The organism is uncultured Alcanivorax sp. (genome assembly GCF_947258575.1).
Lineage (GTDB): Bacteria > Pseudomonadota > Gammaproteobacteria > Pseudomonadales > Alcanivoracaceae > Alcanivorax.
The window spans coordinates 45,289-65,660 of sequence record NZ_CAMYIV010000006.1 but is presented as its reverse complement, the minus strand read 5'-3'; the positions used below and the strand labels follow the sequence as shown (position 1 = coordinate 65,660).

19 protein-coding genes, 1 tRNA gene and 1 other RNA gene are annotated in these 20,372 nt (G+C 60.1%); 6 read left to right on the top strand and 15 right to left on the bottom strand.

The annotated features are described in order from the left end of the window. Positions 1–76 precede the first annotated feature (76 nt). Positions 77–173: signal recognition particle sRNA small type (ffs, locus tag Q0Y02_RS06885), an RNA gene on the bottom strand. Between the two features lie 170 nt (positions 174–343). Here ffs and gap point away from each other — a divergent pair. Continuing rightward, positions 344–1,360 (top strand): type I glyceraldehyde-3-phosphate dehydrogenase, encoded by a 1,017-nt coding sequence (gene gap / locus Q0Y02_RS06880; RefSeq protein WP_297766325.1) that lies wholly within the window; start codon positions 344–346, stop codon positions 1,358–1,360. 99 nt (positions 1,361–1,459) lie between these two features. On the opposite strand, the gene Q0Y02_RS06875 is transcribed toward gap, so the two are convergent. From Q0Y02_RS06875 to Q0Y02_RS06855, 5 genes are all read right to left on the bottom strand, one after another. Further along, positions 1,460–1,978, bottom strand: coding sequence for a hypothetical protein (locus Q0Y02_RS06875; protein WP_297766322.1), 519 nt, complete (start codon positions 1,976–1,978; stop codon positions 1,460–1,462). Between the two features lie 228 nt (positions 1,979–2,206). Further along, positions 2,207–2,656 carry an Hsp20 family protein gene (locus Q0Y02_RS06870; RefSeq protein WP_297766319.1) on the bottom strand — a complete coding sequence of 150 codons (450 nt, stop codon included), beginning with the start codon at positions 2,654–2,656 and terminating at the stop codon, positions 2,207–2,209. Positions 2,657–2,824: 168 nt separating this feature from the next. Then, on the bottom strand, positions 2,825–4,879 hold the full coding sequence (locus Q0Y02_RS06865) for a hypothetical protein (RefSeq protein WP_297766316.1): 2,055 nt from the start codon (positions 4,877–4,879) through the stop codon (positions 2,825–2,827). Beyond that, the gene (locus Q0Y02_RS06860; protein ID WP_297766313.1) at positions 4,828–5,493 is read right to left on the bottom strand and encodes a 2OG-Fe(II) oxygenase; all 666 of its coding nucleotides are present in this window, start codon (positions 5,491–5,493) and stop codon (positions 4,828–4,830) included. Before Q0Y02_RS06860 ends, Q0Y02_RS06865 begins: the two co-directional genes overlap by 52 nt. Before the next feature lie 24 nt (positions 5,494–5,517). Beyond that, positions 5,518–5,985 (bottom strand): YbjN domain-containing protein, encoded by a 468-nt coding sequence (locus tag Q0Y02_RS06855; protein WP_297766310.1) that lies wholly within the window; start codon positions 5,983–5,985, stop codon positions 5,518–5,520. A 167-nt stretch (positions 5,986–6,152) separates the two neighbouring features. On the opposite strand from Q0Y02_RS06855, the gene Q0Y02_RS06850 reads away from it, so the two are divergent. The 5 genes from Q0Y02_RS06850 (at position 6,153) to Q0Y02_RS06830 (ending at position 10,017) form a co-directional block, all read left to right on the top strand. After that, positions 6,153–6,839 carry a hypothetical protein gene (locus Q0Y02_RS06850; RefSeq protein WP_297766307.1) on the top strand — a complete coding sequence of 229 codons (687 nt, stop codon included), beginning with the start codon at positions 6,153–6,155 and terminating at the stop codon, positions 6,837–6,839. 277 nt (positions 6,840–7,116) lie between these two features. After that, a complete protein-coding gene (locus Q0Y02_RS06845) occupies positions 7,117–7,665 on the top strand; it encodes a PadR family transcriptional regulator (protein WP_297766304.1) in 549 nt (182 codons plus the stop codon). After that, the gene (locus Q0Y02_RS06840; RefSeq protein WP_297766299.1) at positions 7,662–8,474 is read left to right on the top strand and encodes a DUF1853 family protein; all 813 of its coding nucleotides are present in this window, start codon (positions 7,662–7,664) and stop codon (positions 8,472–8,474) included. The genes Q0Y02_RS06845 and Q0Y02_RS06840 overlap by 4 nt, the downstream gene beginning before the upstream one ends. Continuing rightward, entirely contained in the window at positions 8,471–9,505 is a 1,035-nt protein-coding gene (locus Q0Y02_RS06835) for a DUF2804 domain-containing protein (protein ID WP_297766296.1), read from the top strand. The genes Q0Y02_RS06840 and Q0Y02_RS06835 overlap by 4 nt, the downstream gene beginning before the upstream one ends. Continuing rightward, the gene (locus Q0Y02_RS06830; RefSeq protein WP_297766293.1) at positions 9,499–10,017 is read left to right on the top strand and encodes a DUF4282 domain-containing protein; all 519 of its coding nucleotides are present in this window, start codon (positions 9,499–9,501) and stop codon (positions 10,015–10,017) included. The genes Q0Y02_RS06835 and Q0Y02_RS06830 overlap by 7 nt, the downstream gene beginning before the upstream one ends. A gap of 130 nt (positions 10,018–10,147) precedes the next feature. On the opposite strand, the gene Q0Y02_RS06825 is transcribed toward Q0Y02_RS06830, so the two are convergent. The 9 genes from Q0Y02_RS06825 to Q0Y02_RS06785 all read right to left on the bottom strand — a co-directional run bounded on the left by Q0Y02_RS06825 (position 10,148) and on the right by Q0Y02_RS06785 (position 20,370). Beyond that, positions 10,148–12,298, bottom strand: a complete 2,151-nt coding sequence (locus tag Q0Y02_RS06825) for an acetyl-CoA hydrolase/transferase C-terminal domain-containing protein (protein ID WP_297766290.1) — start codon at positions 12,296–12,298, stop codon at positions 10,148–10,150. Between the two features lie 20 nt (positions 12,299–12,318). After that, entirely contained in the window at positions 12,319–12,648 is a 330-nt protein-coding gene (locus tag Q0Y02_RS06820; protein WP_297766287.1) for a multidrug efflux SMR transporter, read from the bottom strand. 8 nt (positions 12,649–12,656) lie between these two features. Next, complete coding sequence (locus Q0Y02_RS06815; RefSeq protein ID WP_297766284.1) at positions 12,657–13,661, bottom strand: GTP-binding protein; 1,005 nt, start codon at positions 13,659–13,661, stop codon at positions 12,657–12,659. 3 nt (positions 13,662–13,664) lie between these two features. After that, positions 13,665–14,699: a dihydroorotase gene (gene pyrC, locus Q0Y02_RS06810; RefSeq protein WP_297766281.1), complete on the bottom strand. Its 1,035-nt coding sequence runs from the start codon at positions 14,697–14,699 to the stop codon at positions 13,665–13,667. Between the two features lie 214 nt (positions 14,700–14,913). Beyond that, a tRNA-Ser gene (locus tag Q0Y02_RS06805) sits at positions 14,914–15,003 on the bottom strand. 103 nt (positions 15,004–15,106) lie between these two features. Continuing rightward, on the bottom strand, positions 15,107–15,295 hold the full coding sequence (gene csrA, locus Q0Y02_RS06800) for a carbon storage regulator CsrA (RefSeq protein WP_011589077.1): 189 nt from the start codon (positions 15,293–15,295) through the stop codon (positions 15,107–15,109). A gap of 211 nt (positions 15,296–15,506) precedes the next feature. Then, the gene (locus Q0Y02_RS06795; RefSeq protein WP_297766272.1) at positions 15,507–16,733 is read right to left on the bottom strand and encodes an aspartate kinase; all 1,227 of its coding nucleotides are present in this window, start codon (positions 16,731–16,733) and stop codon (positions 15,507–15,509) included. Between the two features lie 93 nt (positions 16,734–16,826). Beyond that, positions 16,827–19,427, bottom strand: coding sequence for an alanine--tRNA ligase (gene alaS, locus Q0Y02_RS06790; protein WP_297766269.1), 2,601 nt, complete (start codon positions 19,425–19,427; stop codon positions 16,827–16,829). A gap of 175 nt (positions 19,428–19,602) precedes the next feature. Further along, on the bottom strand, positions 19,603–20,370 hold the full coding sequence (locus tag Q0Y02_RS06785) for a sulfite exporter TauE/SafE family protein (protein WP_035246462.1): 768 nt from the start codon (positions 20,368–20,370) through the stop codon (positions 19,603–19,605). Positions 20,371–20,372: the final 2 nt, after the last annotated feature.

The window sequence follows — 20,372 nt, the reverse complement described above, 5'->3', positions numbered from 1 at the left end:
CCTGCAGGGAAGACAGTGCAGAAGGCGTGTTCGGTAAAAGCATGCCGGGTATCGGCGGGGGGAAGATTGGAGGTCTTCCCGCCAGCCACACCCCGGCACACGAGTCCACTGCTACCGTTGCTCCCTTCCGGGCCTGGCGGAGTTCACAGTCTGTCGTTGCGGGGGGACCGACGGGTCGACCATTACGCGCCTGCGACCGGAGCCGCAGAGCGAGGGCGCATTGTGGCCAAAGCGACCGGCCATTGCAAGATACGCCCTGTCCATCTGCCTAAAGCTTGATCAGGCTGGCCGTGGTGACAACCCGGGTCTACACTGAAAGTCTATGGTGGACGGAGAGTGTGCCATGACAAGCAGCAAGAAGATTCGCATTGCCATCAACGGCTTTGGCCGCATCGGTCGCTGTATTGTCCGGGCGATCAGTGAACATCCCGCCGGTGACCGTTTCGAACTGGTTGCCATTAACGATCTGGCAGATTTTGATGTGCTCGCCCACTTGCTGGCATTCGACAGCACCCACGGCCGCTGGCCCCACTCCGTGCATTACGACGGCAACCACCTGGAAATCAACGGCCACCGAATCCCCTGTTTCGCCGAAAGCCGGCTGGAAGATCTGCCCTGGAAATCGCTGACACCGGATCTGGTGATCGAATGCGCCGGCAAGTACAAGAGCCACGACGCCCTCAGCGCCCACCTTGACGCTGGAGCCCCGCGGGTACTCGCCAGTTATCCGGTGGACGACGCCGACGCCACCGTGGTCTACGGGGTCAACCATTCGGTACTGAACCGCGAACAACGGATTGTCTCCAACGCCTCCTGCACCACCAACTGTCTGGCGCCCATGGTGGCAGTGCTCGACCAGGCCTTTACGGTTCGCCAGGGCCTGATGACTACCATCCACAGCTATACCAACGACCAGAACCTGGTGGACAAGGCCCACGGGGATTTGCTGCGCGCCCGGGCGGCGGCGGTGAACATGATCCCCACCAGCACCGGCGCCGCCAAAGCCGTGGGGCTGGTACTGCCCCATCTGAAAGGACGACTGGATGGCCTGGCGGTGAGGGTGCCGACCCTGAATGTGTCGCTGGTGGATTTGACCGTCACCCTGGAGCAGGTGGAATCCCTGGAACAAGTCCATGAGGCACTGAGCAATGCGGCCCATGGCGATCTGCAGGGCGTATTGGCGGTGAATCATCTGCCGCTGGTCTCCAGCGACTTCAATCACCTGCCCTACTCCTGCGTAGTGGATACCAACCATAGCCGATTGCTGGGCCAGCAGCTGAAACTGCTGGCCTGGTACGACAATGAATGGGGATTCAGCCACCGCATGCTGGATGTGGCAGCGTATTGGATGGACGCCTGAAACCGGGCGTCAGCATGATCAGGCCCGTTGGAGCCTTGCTTGCAAGGCGAAGGGTTCAGTCACGGCATTCGCCTTGCGAGCAAGGCTCCAACAAAGGTCTTAATCAAACGGACTGAAGTGCTCCTCGCGGCCGGCCTCTTCCGCTTCGTGGCGATGGCCCTGCATGACTTTTTCCACCTTGCTGGCCTGCACCTCATCATCGGCATCCACCATCATCAGGTAGTCACCCTGCTCCACCCGGTCCAGATAGGGCGTCAGGTGATGGTTGCGGGACGATACCCCACGCAGGCCACCCAGCCAGGCCCCGAAACAGGTGCCGAACAGGGTCACGCCGATGATCGCACCGGTGTCCAGCTGCATGCCCCAGGGATCCGCACCAGCAAGCAGAAACCCGGCCGCCAGGCCCACACCCATGCCACCCAGCGCTCCCACAAAGCCGGAGTGCATGATATCGGTTTCTTCCCAGGGGGTAGCTGTATGCACATGGGCCTGGGCCATGGCCGAGCTGTCATTGCCCATCACATGCAGGCGGTTTTCACCGATCCCCGCCAGGCGCAGATCTGTGGTTATCCCCTGAACAGAGGTCAGTGATTTTGCGAAGTAATACAGACGTTTCATTGCATGCCGCTCCCTGTGGCTGACAATGGATTGGGTTGGCAGAGTTCCGGCCCTCCTGACCTGGATAACAACGACTCTGCACTGATCCGGTGAGCATGATCAGTCTCCGCTTAAGACCCTTTGGTTATATCGGGTCGATGCCGCTACACATCACTCCCAAACTAGCAAAAAGGGGCCTTATCGGCCCCTTAACTATGTCACAGAAAACGCGTCACAAAGTGCAGCGATTTAATTACGATTTGTTGGCGATTGTTCACCTTCAACGGGGATTATCCGGGGCTTTTTTTCCTCGGGAACCACACGGTTCAGGGTCACCGTGAGCAGGCCATCGTTAAGGCCGGCGCCGTCCACTTCCACGTGGTCCGCCAGCTTGAAGGTACGCTCGAAGGCTCGCCGGGCGATACCCTGATGCAACCAGGTACGCTCGCCGTCATTCTGCGGTGGCAGACTGCCGCGAATGCGCAGTTCGTTTTCCTGTACCGTGATCTCGATATCATCGCGGCCGAAACCGGCCACCGCCATCACGATACGGTAACGACCATCGCTTTCGCGGATGATGTCGTAAGGCGGATAACCGTTGGACTGGTCCGCGCGCAGGGCGGCATCCAGCAGTTCATCAAAACGATCGAAGCCCACGGAATGGCGAAACAGGGGGGCAAGGGAAAATCCGGTATTCATCACACATATCTCCATACTCTTCAGCAGACCCACAGGTTCTTTCGGCATCCACTGAAAAAAGGTTTACAGAATTGTGCGTGACACGGAACCGCTGCCATCCACGATGTCAGCAAGGTTCCAACCGGCCGGGTTGTCACAGTGAAATAAATGGGGATGGTGGAAAAACTTTCAAGACCCGGGAAGAATTTTTACCGAGGTCTGCTGGGGTGTAATCATAAAATCGGCAGGCGCATTATCAGGCAGTGTTGTGGCCGTCACCGGGATGCGGGCTGGCTGACCATCAAAACGTACCGGCACCCGCACGCACAACCGCTCACCGGCGGTCACCGGCCAGCCGGCATTCTGCCCGCTTTGCCATTGCTCGCTGTCGCCGGAACAGGCCCGATCCATCAACAAACCACGCACCGCCGGGTGATCACTGTGGAACTGTACCTGCCCGGTCACCGGCGCGCGGTATTCAAAGGCCAGCACTGCGGTGCTCCCCGGTGGCAGTATCGTGTCATCAGGCGCCTGCCAGCCCGGTTCCGCAATCAGTCCCAGAGGCAGCGGCCCGGAGTGGCGATCGGCGCTGGCCGTCACCTGCCAGCGAACCTGGTTGCCATGGCGCTGACCCGGCTTGCCGTTCAGTGAAGGCAGTACCGGCAACGACCACCCCTGCGGCAAGGTGAGTGACATCCATAGTGCCTGGCCACGACTTTGCGCTTCCGACAAGCGGAACTGGAAGGCACCGGACGCAGCGGAGGTGGTGGTTTTTTGCCAGTCGCTGGCCGGATCCTGCAAGGTCAGCGTCAGTCCGGGCAGTGGGGCCTCGTCGCCATCGCGACGCTGATTGAAGGCCTGGCCGTCGCTCGCACCGTTATCCTCGAACAACACGCCGGTAACCCAGTGGCCGGCGGGACGGCAACGGAATCCTGCCTCGGCACCCGCCACCGTCAGGGACTGAAATCCTGACCACTGACGCTCGCCTCGCGACAGCAACTGGCCATCGCCACCCTGACCGCCCCCTTTGGCTCCGACGCCACCCGCGTGCTCGGGAGTAACCGCCAGTGAATCGGTGACCGGCAGATCCAGCCACAGGGTGCCGCCGCTACCACCGCCACCGCCCACATCACCGGCAGCACTGCCCGCTGCGCCGCGTAGATCCAGCGCCCCCTGACCCTGCAGGCCGGCGGCCCTGATCAACAGAAGCCCACCTCCGGCGCCGCCCTGACCGCCATCACCCTGGCGTCTGGCGGCAGCACCACCGCCACCGCCCAATACCAACACCCGGGGGGCAGGATGACCACCCCGGCCACCGCCTTCCGCCGGCAGGCCATGGCCACCGGCAGACCCGTTGCCACCACCGCCACCATTACCCAACCGCTGGTGGGATAAATCCAGGCCATTACCTCCGCCGCCAGCATTGGCCGGTGCGCCGCGCCCCATGTCGCCACCGGGATAACCGCCACCGGTATCCATCAGCAACACCGGCGTGCCAGCAAGGCCTTCGCCTTTGCTGGCGTGATGGCCGTACGCGGCTTGTCGATCCTGAACCGACGGCGCCGGGTAGCGCCAATCAGCCGGCCGCCCCAACGCGCCCTGCAACGACAACGCCGGCCCCCCGCGAAAACCGGCACCCGCCACCGACAACCGGTGCCCGTTCAGGGTCACCTTGCGTCGCACATCCAGGGCCAGCACCCCACCGGTGCGACCATCCCAGGGCAGCGCCCGGGCATCCTGCTGCAACGAGAAATGCTCGTACTGGGGAACTCGCACCAGTTGCCAACGACGGCGCCCTTGCTCACCACTGGCCGGTGCATTTACATAGCTGTGCACCAGGCCACCACCGGCACCCTCGCCCTGAATCCACACCTGCTCTCCCTCCACACGATCCACCCGCACCCACTCGGCCACCAGGCCATGCCCCTGAAGCTGGCCATAACCAGTACGGTTGGCAGTGTCCATGGAGGCGCTCTGCACTTGCAGTAGCAGAGCCAGATCACCGGCATGCAGGGGGATCTGGCCGCGTTGGCGTGTCAGGGAAAAGGTTCGGGTGCCGGGGGAGAGAGTCTGGGTGTCGGGGCCGGTGAAATAACTGTTGATCAAGGCATCACTGCCACCCTGGCCATCGCGACCGGGGTTGGCACAGACCGCCGCCCACGCGCCACTCTGCCCCAGCAGCAGGGCAATTATCAGCGTGGCGGATCGAGCCAGTCGGCGGTGGTGTTGTTGCAGCGAAACCATCCGGCAATACTGTAGCGTTCCCGGGTGGCTGCCAAGACTTCATGGGGAATTTTCTCGCTGAGGAACGCCACCAGGGTACCGCCGCGGGGCTCCACTTCGGTGGCCACCCCCTGGGCATCAGGTTCCGGCCACAGCCGCAGGCGCCCGCCCCACTGGCTCTGCCAGCCTTCGTTGAGGTACAACACCACGGACAACAGGCGCCCGTTATTGCCGTTAAAGGCATCCAGATGGCGCTGGTAATAATCACCGGGCCCGTAAATGGCGAAGTGGGATTCCAGCTCGAACAACCCCATGAACAGCGACCGGTTCACCGCTACCCGCAGGCTTTCCAGCCCTTCCAGCAACTGACACTGGGCAAGAGTTTCTGCTCTTAGCCAGCAGGTCCGATCACTGCGGACCCGGGTGTCTTTCTGGTGCACCTGGCGCCGACCAATACCGGCCAGCTGAAACTCACCCTGCCGGTCGCGCAGTTGCGCTTCCTCGCGCAGGGCTCGCACCAGCGACAAAGGGACATAACCGGGCGAAATGGCATAGCCATGCTGGACCAGCCCGTCGATCAGTCCGTCCAGGCGATCGCCGCCGACGCCACCCAGTGAATCCGCATTGTCTTGCACCGCAGTGCCTCCCGAACCGAATCGTTAGTGCAGAGCCTCACCGGCACCGCTGTCCATCTCGTCCGGCCAGATCAGCCAGTTAAACTCCTGGCCTTCATCCAGCAATTGCACCGTGGCATCCACGGTGGCCTGGACAAAGTAGATAAACTGCTCGAAGGAAACGCCGTGACGGCCCAGCAGCAGGTCGCAGGCAACCAGCCGGGGCAGAGAATCATCGCTCACATCCAGGAACAGCTTGATGGACGGATACGCCATATTCAGCCGGGTCAGCTCCGCCTGCACGGCGAACAGGGCCGACGGGCGCAATTCCAGCTCGGTGGTCAGCAGGATGCCATCCTCTTCCACGAACAAACGGGCATCCACCACCCCTTCTCGCTCCTGCAGCTCGGACAGATGCAGCCCGTGGCAGTGCTCACAGATGTAATGCCGAATATTCGCTTGCTGGAGCCACTGTTTTACCTGCTCCGCATCCGCATTGACGACGCCTAACATGATTTCTCCTAGCCTACCCCGCAGGGCGCGAATCATCTTCCATTGGAACACAAAAAGAAATAGCTGAGTCGTGCCATCAGGAATAGTCAGGCCACACCAGTTTCGGTCATTTGAGCCCGCGGTCAGGCTGGGTATGATTCCTTATCCCTTGCTTCAGGACCCGAATAATGACAATACCGCACGTTGCCTTCCGCTCAAGCGATATCCTGCATGAGAAAACCGACGGTTTTATCCGTCGTATGCATGGTGGCGCCTCCCGGCCAGAGCCCAAGGAGATCGAAGCGATCATGGGCATCTTCATCGACGAGGCCCTCACCGCCTTTCTGACCCGAGCCGCCGAGGCAGCCCAGTTATCCCCGGGGATGATGAAAGTGGTCCGCATGACTACCCAGACCATCAGCAAGACCACCCACCTGGTGGTCAGCCGCAGCGCCAAAAAGCTGGATCTGCAGCAGAACCGCGCAGCCGCTGACTACATGGATCTGGTTCGTCAGCCCGCTCCCGGCGAGGATTTCTGGTACGTGGCGTTCCCGGTGGATGAGGAAATGGCGGCCCTGGGAAAAAGCCTGCCCGGTCTGTGCGAAGAAAACCCCGAAAAGGCGCGAAAAGAGCTGGTGCGCTACCTGCTGGCGCTGACCGATCAGGCCATCGACTGGTACTTCGAGCGGCCCATGGCCTTGCTGCAATTCGGCCCGGTGCTGCGCAAGTTGGCCAGCATGGGCGTGGAAACTACCCGCAAGGCATCACGCAGCCTGATCAACAACCTGGTCCCCAAACTGAACGCTGAACAGCTCAAGGCCTCCGCGGAGTTTCAGGCAAGCCAGCTGATCCCGCTTACTCCCCGCTCCTCCTGATCGGCAAAATCCGAAATCCTGACGTTACTGACAGGATTTCGGGTTACTTCTTTTGCTTCGCGCCTTGTAAGCCTGACAGAAACAATCTTTTCCTTTATGGCCTGCTCGGCCTACAGAGTGCATGCCTTTTGATAACAATTACTTACATTGCACTTTGGCTGTGGTGTAAGTTCACCAAGTTTTTACAAAACTACTTATTCAACGGATTGCGCAGCAATAACACGGCTCTCTACTATCAAAATAGTATTACGTCACATAATAAAACGAGGAGTGAGCCGTGTCTTTGCGCCATGCCATACTTGTCCTGCTTCAAGATCAGGAAGCCAGCGGTTACGACCTCGCTCGCGAATTTGCTAACAGCATCGGGCTGGTATGGAACGCCACCCATCAGCAAATTTACCTGGAGCTGGGAAAACTCAATGACCAGCATATGGTGAAATTTCGCCATATCCCCCAGGATGGCAAACCGGACAAGAAATTGTACCGGATCACGGAAGAAGGCCGCGACGAGTTGATTCGATGGCTTCGAAAACCCGCAGCCCCACCGCGCATCCGCGACGCCTTTATGGTAAAAATTGCCGGTGGCGCCCTGTCGGATTCGTCGTCGATCCTGCGCGAGCTGGATGACCAGGCGGATCTGCGTCGTGAACGCCTGCATACCTTCGAGGCCTTGGCCAAGAAGCTGGATGAACAGGGCCGTGAAAAGGATCTGTTTACCTATCTAACCCTGCGCCGGGGTATTCTCGATCAACAGGCCTGGCTTCACTGGGCTGATGAGGTAAAAACGGCATTAAACAAACGCGAGATTCTATCCACTTCAGTATGACCACAGCCTCTCATACACCGGCCGGCCTGTTGCGCTGGCTGGTGGAGGCCCCATCCCTCCTGCCCTGCCCCTCTCCCTGCCATGATGCCGGCGAGCTGCTAAAACGCGAATACCAACTCGACCCGGGGTTGCCGGAACGAGCCTCACTGCGCCTGCAGGCACACACGCCAGCGAGACGACTGGGGTTGATGTTCGAGCAATGGGTCTGCGCCCTGGTGGATGCCAGCAACAATCTGGAGCGAATCGCCAGTAATCTGCCCTTTCGCCACCAGGGCCGCACCCTCGGGGAGCTGGACCTGCTGGTCCGCGATCATATGGACGGAACGCTTTGGCACTGGGAGCTGGCCCTGAAATTTTACCTGGGCACAGAGCAGGCCTGGTTTGGCCCCAACAGCCACGACACCCTGGACCGCAAGGCACGTCATCTGTTCGACCAGCAGCTGCCGCGTTCCTCCATGCCGGAAGTGCGCGCCCAGCTTGCCGAGCAAGGTTGGCAACCGGATGGCACTGCCCTGCTGAGCCGGGGAAGGCTGTTCTACCGGCAGCATACCCCCACCTCGGGCCAGCCACCCCACCCGGGCCATGAACGGGGCTGGTGGCTACCCAGCGATGCGCTGGATGACGGCGAATGGTCAATTGTTGAGCGGCCTTACTGGCCCTGTCCATTCATGTCGGACAAAAGTACCACTTTGATTGCTACCCCCACCCTGATTGACTATGTTGAAACCCGTCAACGCCCCCTCATGGTGACCCAACGCCACCGTGATACCCCGGGGTTTATTGTTCCTGTCAGCTGGCCAAACACATGAACTTTCAGCCTCAACCTCCGGCACTGGTAGACCACCAGGGCCAGGTCGCCCTTGGCGTATTTCCCGAGACCGTCGCAACCATCAACGGTCGCGATGCGGATTACCGCACCCCGATGGGCCAGCCAGCGCCGCGTTTTGCCCGGCATTTTCATTACAAGCAGTTCCAGTATTTCGGCGTTATCAGTCAGGATTTGCTGGCCGGCTGTGCCCTCGCCCATACCGCCTACCTGGGGATGGCGTTTTTTTACATCTTTGAACCCCGCACCGGGCGCTTACGGGAATATACTTGGCGCTCGCCGCTGGGCCGGGAACTGAACATGTCCACATCGCCACGGCACGGTGAAAGCCGTTTTCAGCGCCGCGGCGTGGATATCCGCCTGGGCTATCAGGAGCAGGACGGCGCCCTGAGCAAAACCCTGCGGGTGGACCTGAAAGACCTGTCGCTGGATGTACAGATGGACGAGGGGCCGGAGTATCAGCCCATGTCCTTGTGTACCCGCACCGGCGTCAATGGCTGGGTGTACGCCAATAAAGTCGCCGGTCGCACTGTCACCGGCACCCTGCAGCAGGATGGCAACCACCAGGATCTGGCCGAGCTGGGCGCCAGCGGCCACCACGATTTTTCCGCCGGTTATATGCGTCGCGAGACATTCTGGAACTGGGCATGCTTGTCTGCCCTGATCGGCAACACACGGGTGGGACTGAATCTGTCCTGCGGCGTCAACGAAACCACATTTTCAGAAAACTGCCTGTGGGTGGACGACCAGCTGGTCCCTACCGGCGGGGTGATCTTTGAATACAACCGGGATGATCTGATGCAACCCTGGACCCTACGCAGTCAGTGCGGGCAGGTTTCGCTTCGCTTCACCCCCAACGGCAATCATCGCGAACGGATGAATCTGGGCCTGTTTGCCAGCAATTTCAATCAGCTGTTTGGCCGCTTCGATGGTGAGCTCCGACTCAAGGACGGACGCTCCCTGACCATCGACGGGCAGTACGGTTTTGTCGAGGAGCAGTACGCAAAATGGTAGAGAATAATCAGCAGAAAACGCCGGAAAAACTGCCCGAAAAATTCGGCGACCGTATGCGTCGCGGACTCTTCTGGGTAGTGCAGTACTGGCGCGAGCTGTTCAACTTCAAGTTCGACAAGTACATGATTATCCAGGTGCTGCCCGGCGTGTACGGTATCGCTCTAGTGGCCATTGCCTGTGGCCTGATCTATGTCTGCGTGGAAGCCTTTATGGCTTCGACCTGGCGCGGGCTGTTCTACTTTTTCTTCGCCGCACCACTGACGTTTCTGGTGCTGGCATCGATACTGCGTGCCCTGCTGGAATTTTACATGGTGGTGTTCAAGATTTCCGAACATGTGGACGAACTGGTAGGCCTGAGAGATACCGTGGATCGCCTCTCCGGCATTGGCGACAGCGTCGACGAAATGGTAGCCGTTACCCGTCGCATTCCATTCTGGCGGGTGCTGTCCAGCAGCCCCGGCAAAGCACGCTCGAAGAAAGCCGATCAGGTAGAAGAAAGAAAAAGCGCTTAGCGTATTTTCCTGTAGGAGCGGCGCTTGAGCCGCGAACAGGGTTAGGGTATGGCACTAACGTTTTTGTGCCGTGCCATTACCGGTTCGCGGCTCAAGCGCCGCTCCTACAGTCCGATTGCCCACCACATTATCAACGCGTGGCTTCCAGCGCGGTGAGCAGCAGACGCTGGTAGAGGTGGGCACGGATGCCGTGCGGATCGGCCAGCGACATTCGTTCCAGTTCGGCAGCAAAATCGCTTTCGCTTCCCTCCTCAAACAACGCCTTGCGACCCAACTTCAGATATTCCTTCTGGCTGACTTTTTCCTTCAGCCAGGTCAACGCCTTGAGCAGCTGTTGCTCAACATCATTGAAATCCGAACCCAGCGGGAAGGTCGGGAACGCCTTGTCGCCATGCCGCTCGGCGATTTCGTGCAGGTGCTCCGGATTATTACGCCGATGAGGCTCGGGGATCTGATAATCCTGACGCAGTTTGCCTGCCGCCTGGGCTTCTTCCATCAGCTCGATCTGGAAACGACTGTCGGCTACATTGAGCATGGCCATCACCACTTCCTCGTCGGTCTTGCCACGCAGATCCGCCACCCCGTATTCGGTGACCACCACATCGCGTAAATGGCGAGGGATGGTGTTGTGGCCATAGCGGAACACCACATTGCTCATGGCCTCGCCGGCGCGCTCACGCCAGGCGCGGACCATCAGAATGGAACGGGCCCCTTCCAGTTCATGGGCCTGGCTGACAAAGTTGTACTGCCCGCCTACCCCACTGAGTACCCGACCATCTTCCACCTGGTCGGCCACCGCCGCCCCCAGCAGGGTCACGGTGAAAGCGGTATTCACAAAGCGGGCATCCTGGCGCTGCAGACGCTTGAGGGTTTCATCACCGTAAAGATGATTGATGAAGCTGATGTGGGTCATGTTGATGGCAGCCCGGCTCGCAGCATCCAGCTCGCGAAGACGCGCGTAGAACGCCTGGGGCCCCAGGAAGAAGCCGCCATGCATGACAACACCACCGGCAAGCTCTTCACCGAATACCGCCTTGAGCGCCTCCCGGGTAGCACGATCATCCAGATCGTTGGCCACACGGATATCGTTCGGCAGCACCAGTTCATCACCGTGCTTTTCAACATCACTACGGAAAATGCCGAAGCGCTTCAGCTGACGCAAGTGGTCATGATTGAGACGACGGCGAATGGCATCCTGCTCTCGCAGGGCATCCAGCAGGGCCAGTCCGGGCTTGGCCGGGTTGTGCATTTCCAGCTGCTGCAGGGGCGCCCAGTCATACACCGGGCGGCGAATAATGCCATCATCGATCAGCGTCAGCAGACCATGCGTCATCATCTCGCTGCAGCCGTACAGGCCCTCGCGGAAGGCGCTTGTGCCGCCTTCCTTTTCCACCAGCTGCTGATGGCTATCCGGCAAGGACCAGGCCTCGAGCAGGGATTGGTAGAGGTCGTTATCCTGCTCACGCAAGCGCAAATGATGCACCAGCGCATCACCCAGAGCACCGATCCCGATCTGCAGCGTACCGCCATCCTTCACCAGGGAACTGGCATGCAAGCCAACAAAGTGGTCCTGAATATTTACTGGCATATTCGGGGTGCTGAACAGGCGCGTATGCCCCTGAGGATCGTCCAGCAGGATATCCATGTCCGCCAGCCTGTCATCCACACGAGCATCGTTTTCCATAAAGGGCAGATCCCGGTGCACCTGCCCCACTGAGATGATGGTCTCGCCGGCATCCCGGCGCGCCTTGAGCAGCGGCATCAGATCCAGAGTCACCTCCGGATTGCAGGAAAAACTGTAGCAATCACTGCCCTCTTCCTGCCGGTGGGCCAGCATCTGCGCCACCACATTGATCTTGCGAGCATTGAGATCACGGGCCACGTGCGTGTAGTTACTGCTGATGTAATGCTGTTGGGCACTGTCACTGCCCAGCATGCTGCCCGGCTGCACAAAGAATTCGAAGACGCGGATGTTATCTGGCAGGGCACTGCGTTTCTGTGGCTTCAGGTAAGCCAGCTCTTCATAGTCACCGAACAAGCGATCGGCGAAAGGATTGAGAAAGCGTTTTTCCAGATCACTGCCGGCGCCGGGCTTGCCTAGAGACAAGGCAGTGTAGATATCCAGAGACAGGGAGGAATCTTTTTCCACCCGTGCATAGAGTGCATTCACAAACCGGTTCGGCTTGCCCAGCCCCAGTGGCATGGCCAGGCGGATTTCGCCACCGGTCTGCTCGATCACATAATCCACGGCCTGTTCGGCACTCTGCATCCGCTCTGTCACAGGAACTCCTTGTAAAAATTTCAGTGTCCGCTGGTCCGGGACACGAATGTCACCAGCACCACGCCGACAACAATAAACACCATCCCTACCACCGCTGGCAGGTCCGGTTGCTGACGGAAAAACAACGCACCCACCAGCGCAATCAATACAATACCGACACCGGCCCACACCGCATAGGCGATACCCATGGGAATCGTGCGCAGGGTCAACGACAACGCATAGAAAGCGATGCTGTAGCCCACCACGGTGACCACAGAAGGCCATAGCCGGGAAAAACCCTGGGAGGCATTCAAGGCGCTGGTCGCCACCACTTCGGCCAGGATGGCCACGGCAAGATACACATAGCCCATGTCAGATCCTATTCAGGGGTGAGCTGTGTCAGCAAGGTTTCCCAGTGTGCCAGTTGTTGTTGCGCAAAGTCAGCCTGGGGATGGCGGACAATCAGCACCAGCCGGCTTTGCCTGTCCTGATCCGGCCATTGGTTGAGCGGGCCCAGTTCCGGCTCCCGGCCTTCTACCCATTGCACCAACAAGGGTCCATCCAGCCCCTCCACGCGCAGCAGGCCCTTTACCCGGATCAGGGCATCACCGCATTGCTCGGCAAGCTGCTTCAGGGCAGCCTGCCACAGGGGCCAGGACAGCACGCCATCCCAGCGCAGGGAGGCACTGTAAAGCTGGTGACGGGATGGCTGGTTAGCCGGTTGCTGTGACGACAGCAGAGAGCCTCCGGATGGGACCGGCGCAAAACTGCCGGTGACCCGGCAACGACGGGGAAAGGACTGTGCCAGCAGGTCCACCGGGGCCGGTTCCGGGTAGATGCGCGCGGTGGGATTCAGCGCTGCCAATTGCACCTTCAAGGCCGCCAGGGCTCCCGGCTGGCATTGCTCCGTTTTCGACAACAACAGGGCATCGGCGGCGTGGATCTGTTCCAGCCACTCAGGATGACGTTCCAGGTTACCGGCTCCGGCCTGTGCGTCTACCACGGTCAGTACCGACTGGCAGAAAAAACGTTTCTTCAGCCAGGGATCCTGCTCCAGCGGTGCGGTGACACCAAAGGGGTCGGCAGCACCGGTGGTTTCCAGCACCAGCGTGGAAAACGCCGGTAGCTCACCATTCTTGCGGGCCATGAAGAGATTACGCAGGGTGCTGGACAGGGAACCCTGTATCACGCAGCACAGGCAACCGCCGGAAAGCAGGGTCACCGGCACCCGCCCCGGGCCGGTGAGGTGCTGGTCGATACCAATATCGCCCAGCTCGTTGATGATCACCGCCAGATCCTGGCGCTCTTTGAGCCAGCGGTTGAGCAGCGTGGTCTTGCCGCTGCCCAGAAACCCGCTCAGGACAACTACCGGCAAGCATTCCATCAATCAGCCCAGGGACCAGGGCAGTTGCTGACCAGCGTAGAAAGGCACCATGGCCTCTCCAGCCGCATCAATCACCTCGGGCACGGACCAGGGCTTGCGCACCAGGGTCACGGTGTCGCTGTGACGGGGCAACCGGTAGAAATCCGCGCCGAAGTGGCTGGCAAAACCTTCCAGCTTGTCCAGGGCGTTGTGCTGCTCGAGAAAGCTGGCATACAACGGCAACGCGGCCCGGGCGGAATAGCAGCCGGCACAGCCACAGGCGGCTTCTTTCTTGTTACGTGCATGGGGGGCGGAATCGGTGCCCAGGAAGAAACGGTGATGGCCTTCCAGCACCGCCTGCTGGATCGTTTCCTGGTGCTGGCGACGCTTGAGGATTGGCAGACAGTAGTTGTGTGGGCGCACCCCGCCCACCAACAAATCGTTGCGGTTCATCAGCAGGTGCTGCGGTGTCACGGTGGCAGCCGTCAGCTCGCTGGCCTCGCGCACAAAGTGAATCCCTTCTGCCGTGGTCACATGCTCGAAGACAATGCGCAGGCCGGGAAACTGGCGGCGGATATCATTGAGGTAACGATCAATGAAGACTTTTTCACGGTCAAAAATATCGATATCTGCATCGGTGACTTCACCATGCACCAGCAGCGGCACATCGTGCTTTTCCATGGCCGCGTAAAGATGAGTGATCTTGCCCGGGTCGGTAACGCCACTATCGGAGTTGGTGGTAGCACCGGCCGGGTAAAGCTTGAAGGCATGCACGAAGTCACTCTTCGCGGCCCGCTCCACCTCTTCCACCGGCGTAGTATCGGTCAGGTACAGCACCATTAACGGCTCGAAGGCGACGCCTGCAGGTACCTGAGCCAGAATTCGCTGCCGGTACTCGTCGGCCTGGGCCACCGTATTCACCGGCGGTGTCAGGTTGGGCATGACGATGGCACGGCCAAACACGTTCGCCGTGGCCGGCACCGTCTCGGCGAGCAGATCGCCGTCGCGGAAATGTAGATGCCAGTCGTCAGGGCGGGCGATGGTCAGGGTGTCAGTCATGGCGTCACCTTGGGTCGAAGTTTTTTCGGGGCACATAGTGTAGCGCAACTGCGAGGTCGGGCGGGTTGAAAATGTTGGCTTGTGAGTATGAGCACGACGGGTTAGCGCGGTTTTTGCGTGGCAGCCTGGATCCGCGAGGAAATCTGAGGGGCTGCGCCCTGCAAGCAAGGCTGCAACGAAAAACGCCCCGCAGTGCGGGGCGCTTTTGGATATATGGCGGAGAGGGCGGGATTCGAACCCGCGATACGGTAACCCGTATGGTTCCTTAGCAGGGAACTGGTTTCAGCCACTCACCCACCTCTCCGGAATGCGGTCATATTGTCAGTCTGGAATGTGGGCTCTTGCTGGCCTGTTTCCAAACTCGCCGCGCATCATAACGATTTTGCGGAGAAAATACAGCCCAAAAATCAGGCAGACTCACCGTCTGATGATTTTTCGTGCTGAATTCGCTGGTAGATTTCTTCCCGATGCACGGCAACCTCTTTCGGCGCATTTACACCGATACGAACCTGGTTACCTTTCACACCCAGGACAGTCACAGTGACTTCATCACCTACCATCAGGGTCTCACCAACTCGACGCGTAAGAATTAACATAATGATCCCTCCTGGGGTCCTTCAATTTCCGTGAGCGCATGCCGTACCTGAGGCTCGCGGGTTGCCGTCCTTGACGACTCCTTGGTGCGGGACCATTTACCCACCCCTGGCACGGGGGCGGTAGTATGCCTGAAGCGTATTCGTAAGTCTCGCCGTGAACAGGGGCGAGACTAACCGGTCGTCGCCCCGTACCTACCTGGCAGTATGTGGATCAGCTTGAAGGCTGATCCAGCTCGAAGGCGGAGTGCAGGGCACGTACCGCCAGCTCCAGGTATTTCTCGGCAATCACTACAGACACCTTGATTTCGGAGGTGGAGATCATCTCGATGTTGACCCCTTCGTTGGCCAGGGTTTCAAACATCTTGGAGGCGACACCAGCATGGGAACGCATACCCACACCCACCAGGGAGACCTTGGCAATCTTGTCATCGCCAATGATTTCCGGGTTACCCAGCTCTTCGGAGGCCTTGCGCAGGGCTTCCTGGGCACGAGCGAAATCGTTGCGGTGCACGGTGAAGGTAAAGTCGGCAGCGCCGTCCTTGCCCACGTTCTGCACGATCATGTCCACTTCGATGTTCTCTGCACTCACCGGGCCGAGGATCTTGTAGGCAATGCCCGGGGTATCCGGGGCGCCACGCACGATGATTTTGGCTTCATCACGGGTAAAGGCAATTCCGGAGATTACCGGCTTTTCCATATCAACCTCGTCGTCGACGGTAATGAGTGTTCCAGGACCATCCTGGAAGCTGGACAAGACACGCAGCGGCACATTGTATTTGCCGGCGAATTCCACTGAGCGGATCTGCAGGACCTTGGAGCCCTGGCTGGCCATTTCCAGCATTTCCTCGAAGGTAATGCTGTCCAGGCGACGGGCGTTATCCACCACACGGGGGTCGGTGGTGTAAACGCCGTCCACGTCGGTATAGATCTGGCACTCGTCGGCCTGCAATGCGGCGGCCAGAGCCACGGCGGTGGTATCGGAGCCGCCACGGCCGAGAGTAGTAATGTTGCCGTCGGCATCCACACCCTGGAACCCGGCCACGACCACAACGCTGCCGCCATTGAGATCGGCGCGCACTTTCTTGTCGTCGATCTCTTCGATACGGGCCTTGGAATGGACACTGTCCGTGCGCAGGGGAATCTGGCTGCCTGTGTAGGAGCGGGCATTGATGCCCTGCTTCTGCAACGCCATGGACAACAGGGCAATGGTGACCTGCTCGCCGGTGGAGACCAGCACATCCATCTCGCGCGGTGAAGGGTTATCGCTGACACCTTTGGCCAGCTCGATCAGGCGATTGGTTTCGCCGCTCATGGCGGACACCACCACGACCACCTGGTCGCCCCGTTTATGGAAGCCTGCCACCTTCTCGGCGACGGCTTGAATGCGGTCGACTGTACCCACTGAGGTACCGCCGTATTTCTGCACTATAAGGGCCATAAAGTCGCTTTATCTGCAAAAAAGAGCGCGTAACCTTAGCAGAAACGCGCCGGGATTTCATGTTGAGGGCGGAACCGCAGTCTTGACCGCAGCTTACGCCCCCTGCTCGGACACCCAGTTTTTCACGCTTTCCAGGGCCGCCGGCAGGGCTGCAGGGTTGTTGCCCCCGCCCTGGGCCATGTCCGGGCGGCCACCGCCGCGACCGTCCACCTGCTCGGCCACATGCTTGAGCAGATCACCGGCCTTGAAGCGGTCGGTGAGATCCTTGGTGACACCCGCCACCAGGGACACTTTGTCACCCTCCACAGCAGACAGCAGGATGATGGCGGAGCCCAGCTTGTCTTTCAGCTTGTCCATGGTCACCCGCAGGGTCTTGCCATCGGCACCGTCCAGCTGGGTCGCCAATACCTTCACGCCGGCGATCTCCTGCACCTCATCGGTGAGGTCGCTGCCGGCACCGCTGGCCAGCTTCTGCTTGAGGCGTTCGATTTCCTTTTCCAGCTCGCGGACTTTCTGTGCCTGGCTGCGCACCCGCTCGGCGGCGTTGTCCGGGGTACTTTTCACCGTGGCGGCGATTTCGCTAAGCGCCCGCTCCTGCTGGCGCATCACGCCCAGGGCATGCTCACCGGTGACCGCTTCGATGCGGCGCACCCCGGCAGCGGCGGACGCTTCCAGGGTAATACGGAACAGACCGATATCACCGGTACGGCTCACGTGGGTGCCGCCACACAGCTCCTTGGAGAAACCCTCGCTGCCCATGCTCAGCACGCGCACCTGATCATCGTATTTCTCGCCAAACAGGGCCATGGCGCCGGCTTCCCGGGCCGCTTCGATATCCATCAATTCCGTGGTCACCGGGGTGTTGGCCAGAATCTGGCGGTTAACCAGAATCTCGATCTGTTCGCGCTGGGCTTCGCTCACCGCTTCGCCATGGGAGAAGTCGAAGCGCAGGTAGTCAGACGCCACCAGAGACCCTTTCTGTTGCACATGGTCACCGAGCACGTTGCGCAGGGCGGCATGCATCAGGTGGGTAGCAGAGTGATTGCGCATGATGGCGCGACGACGCTCCACATCCACATAGGCAGACACTTTCTCGCCCACCTTCAGGCTGCCGCTTTCCACCTTGCCCAGGTGCACATGGGCCGCTTGGCGCTTCTTGGTATCGGCCACCGCGAAACGGTTGTCGCCCTGCACCAGGAAGCCACTGTCGCCCACCTGACCGCCGGACTCCGCATAAAACGGCGTGCTGGCCAGCACAACCATGCCCTCTTCGCCAGCCTGCAGGGCGTCCACCGCTTCACCGTCCTTGAACAGGCCGACGATCTCGTCGTCATCCGCCAGTTTTTCGTAGCCGGAGAACGCGGTCACCGCCTCGATGTTGAGACGGTCGCTGTAATCATTGGCAAAGCTGCCAGCACCACGAGCCCGCTCACGCTGGGCTTGCATGGCTTCTTCAAAACCGGCCATGTCCACCGTCAACTCCCGTTCACGGGCCACATCGGCGGTGAGATCCGGCGGAAAACCATGGGTGTCATAAAGATTGAACAGCACCTCACCGGGCAGTTCCTTGTCATCCAGCTCGGCAATGGCCGCTTCCAGCACCTTCATGCCGGCGGCCAGGGTGCGGCCGAACTGCTCTTCTTCCGCCAGCAACGCCTTCTCGATACGGGCCTGTTCGCGGACCAGCTCCGGATAGGCCTCGCCCATCTGTTCGACCAATGCGCCCACCAGGGTGGAGAAGAACGGCTTGTCCTGACCCAGCTTGTGGCCATGACGCAGGGCACGCCGGATGATGCGACGCAGCACATAGCCACGGCCTTCGTTGGACGGGATCACCCCGTCACAGATCAGGAAGCTGGCGGAACGGATATGGTCAGCGATCACCCGCAGGGATTTCTCTTCCATATCCTGGCAGCCGGTGGCTTTTGCCGCCGCCTGCAGCAGCGCCTGGAACAGGTCGATCTCGTAGTTGGAATGCACGCCCTGCAGCACCGCCGCGATGCGCTCCAGGCCCATGCCGGTATCCACGCTGGGCTTGGGCAGTGGCTTCAGCTCGCCGTCCTGCTTACGGTCGTACTGCATGAACACCAAATTCCAGATCTCGATGTAGCGATCCAGATCCTCGCCCTCGAACCCTGGTGGGCCGCCGGGCACATCTGCCCCGTGATCGTAGAAAATTTCCGAGCTGGGACCACAGGGGCCGGTGTCACCCATCTGCCAGAAGTTGTCTTCGTCCAGGCGGGAGAATCGCTCGGCGCTGACGCCCATTTCCTTCAGCCAGATATCCGCTGCTTCGTCATCGGACACATGCACGGTGACCCACAGCCGCTCTTCCGGCAGCCCCAGGGTGCCGGTGAGAAATTCCCAGGCAAACTTGATGGCTTCACGCTTGAAGTAGTCCCCGAAGCTGAAGTTGCCCAGCATCTCGAAGAAGGTGTGATGTCGCGCCGTGTAACCCACGTTTTCCAGGTCGTTGTGCTTGCCCCCGGCACGCACACAGCGCTGGGAGCTGGTGGCACGGGTGTAATCCCGGGACTCACGGCCCAGAAACACATCCTTGAACTGGTTCATCCCTGCGTTGGTAAACAGCAGGGTGGGGTCGTTATGGGGCACCAGCGAGGAGGATGGCACCTTGGCGTGCCCCTGGCTGGCAAAGTAGTCCAGGAAGGCCTGGCGTAGTTCAGCACTCTTCATAGGAGAAACATTATCGGCTGGCTATCAGAGAGCGCCGAGTATACCGCCCCCAAGGCCCGGTTGCGATGGTTCAGTAAGCTGCGAGCTACTAGCTTCTAGCTTCGAGAACAACCCGAAACAAAAGGCCCTCCTTCTTTAATCTAACAGCCAGAAGCTAGCAGCTCGTAGCTCGTTTCTAGCCCTTGATCGCCGCCGCCAGGCACACCGCCAGCACCATCACCAGCAGAATTCGCTTGAGCACTGTCGGGGAGACCCGGTGAGCGAAGCCCACCCCCAGACGAACACCGAGCAGGGTGCCGGCGGCCACCAGCAGGCCCGGTAGCCAGGCCACCTGGTCGCGGGCCACAAAAATGCCCAGGGCCAGCACAGTAAAGCTGCCGGTAATGGCAAGCTTCAGGGCATTGCCTCGCAGCATGTCATAGCGAAGCTGCCCCACCAGCACGGCGATCAGAACAAAACCCACCCCCGCCTGTACAAAGCCACCGTAGGCACCGCAGAAAAACAGCCCCAGCCAGCCAGCAACAGAATCATTGGGTTGAAGTGGCAGCTCGTCCGCTGCCGGCGACAGTTGATTGGGTTTGAACACCATGATCAGGGCCACCACCACCAGGGTAGTGAGCAGTACCGGCTTGAGAATGGACTCCGGCAGATAGGACGCCGCCAGGGTGCCTACCAGGGTCCCCAGCAGGCAGGGCACCAGAATCGCCGGCAGCGGCTTGAACGGCATGGTGCCGCGCTTGTTGAACTGGCGCACCGCCTCCACGCTTTGTATCAGCACCCCCACGCGCATGGTGCCGTTGGCCAACGCCGCGCTCATACCGCTGAGCATCAGCAGCGGCAGGATCAGCAGCCCCCCGCCACCGGCCAGGGTGTTGATAAAACCCGCCAATACACCGGCACCCAGCATGGCTGCCGCCAACCAGGGATCAGACAGGTATTCCATGA

Bases quoted from the DNA above. Each gene is read 5' to 3' on its own strand.
- gap (WP_297766325.1), top strand. From the start codon at position 344: ATGACAAGCAGCAAGAAGATTCGCATTGCCATCAACGGCTTTGGCCGC.
- Q0Y02_RS06875 (WP_297766322.1), bottom strand. From the start codon at position 1,978: ATGAAACGTCTGTATTACTTCGCAAAATCACTGACCTCTGTTCAGGGG.
- Q0Y02_RS06870 (WP_297766319.1), bottom strand. From the start codon at position 2,656: ATGAATACCGGATTTTCCCTTGCCCCCCTGTTTCGCCATTCCGTGGGC.
- Q0Y02_RS06865 (WP_297766316.1), bottom strand. From the start codon at position 4,879: ATGGTTTCGCTGCAACAACACCACCGCCGACTGGCTCGATCCGCCACG.
- Q0Y02_RS06855 (WP_297766310.1), bottom strand. From the start codon at position 5,985: ATGTTAGGCGTCGTCAATGCGGATGCGGAGCAGGTAAAACAGTGGCTC.
- Q0Y02_RS06850 (WP_297766307.1), top strand. From the start codon at position 6,153: ATGACAATACCGCACGTTGCCTTCCGCTCAAGCGATATCCTGCATGAG.
- Q0Y02_RS06840 (WP_297766299.1), top strand. From the start codon at position 7,662: ATGACCACAGCCTCTCATACACCGGCCGGCCTGTTGCGCTGGCTGGTG.
- Q0Y02_RS06835 (WP_297766296.1), top strand. From the start codon at position 8,471: ATGAACTTTCAGCCTCAACCTCCGGCACTGGTAGACCACCAGGGCCAG.
- Q0Y02_RS06830 (WP_297766293.1), top strand. From the start codon at position 9,499: ATGGTAGAGAATAATCAGCAGAAAACGCCGGAAAAACTGCCCGAAAAA.
- Q0Y02_RS06820 (WP_297766287.1), bottom strand. From the start codon at position 12,648: ATGGGCTATGTGTATCTTGCCGTGGCCATCCTGGCCGAAGTGGTGGCG.
- Q0Y02_RS06815 (WP_297766284.1), bottom strand. From the start codon at position 13,661: ATGGAATGCTTGCCGGTAGTTGTCCTGAGCGGGTTTCTGGGCAGCGGC.
- pyrC (WP_297766281.1), bottom strand. From the start codon at position 14,699: ATGACTGACACCCTGACCATCGCCCGCCCTGACGACTGGCATCTACAT.
- csrA (WP_011589077.1), bottom strand. From the start codon at position 15,295: ATGTTAATTCTTACGCGTCGAGTTGGTGAGACCCTGATGGTAGGTGAT.
- Q0Y02_RS06795 (WP_297766272.1), bottom strand. From the start codon at position 16,733: ATGGCCCTTATAGTGCAGAAATACGGCGGTACCTCAGTGGGTACAGTC.
- alaS (WP_297766269.1), bottom strand. From the start codon at position 19,427: ATGAAGAGTGCTGAACTACGCCAGGCCTTCCTGGACTACTTTGCCAGC.
- Q0Y02_RS06785 (WP_035246462.1), bottom strand. From the start codon at position 20,370: ATGGAATACCTGTCTGATCCCTGGTTGGCGGCAGCCATGCTGGGTGCC.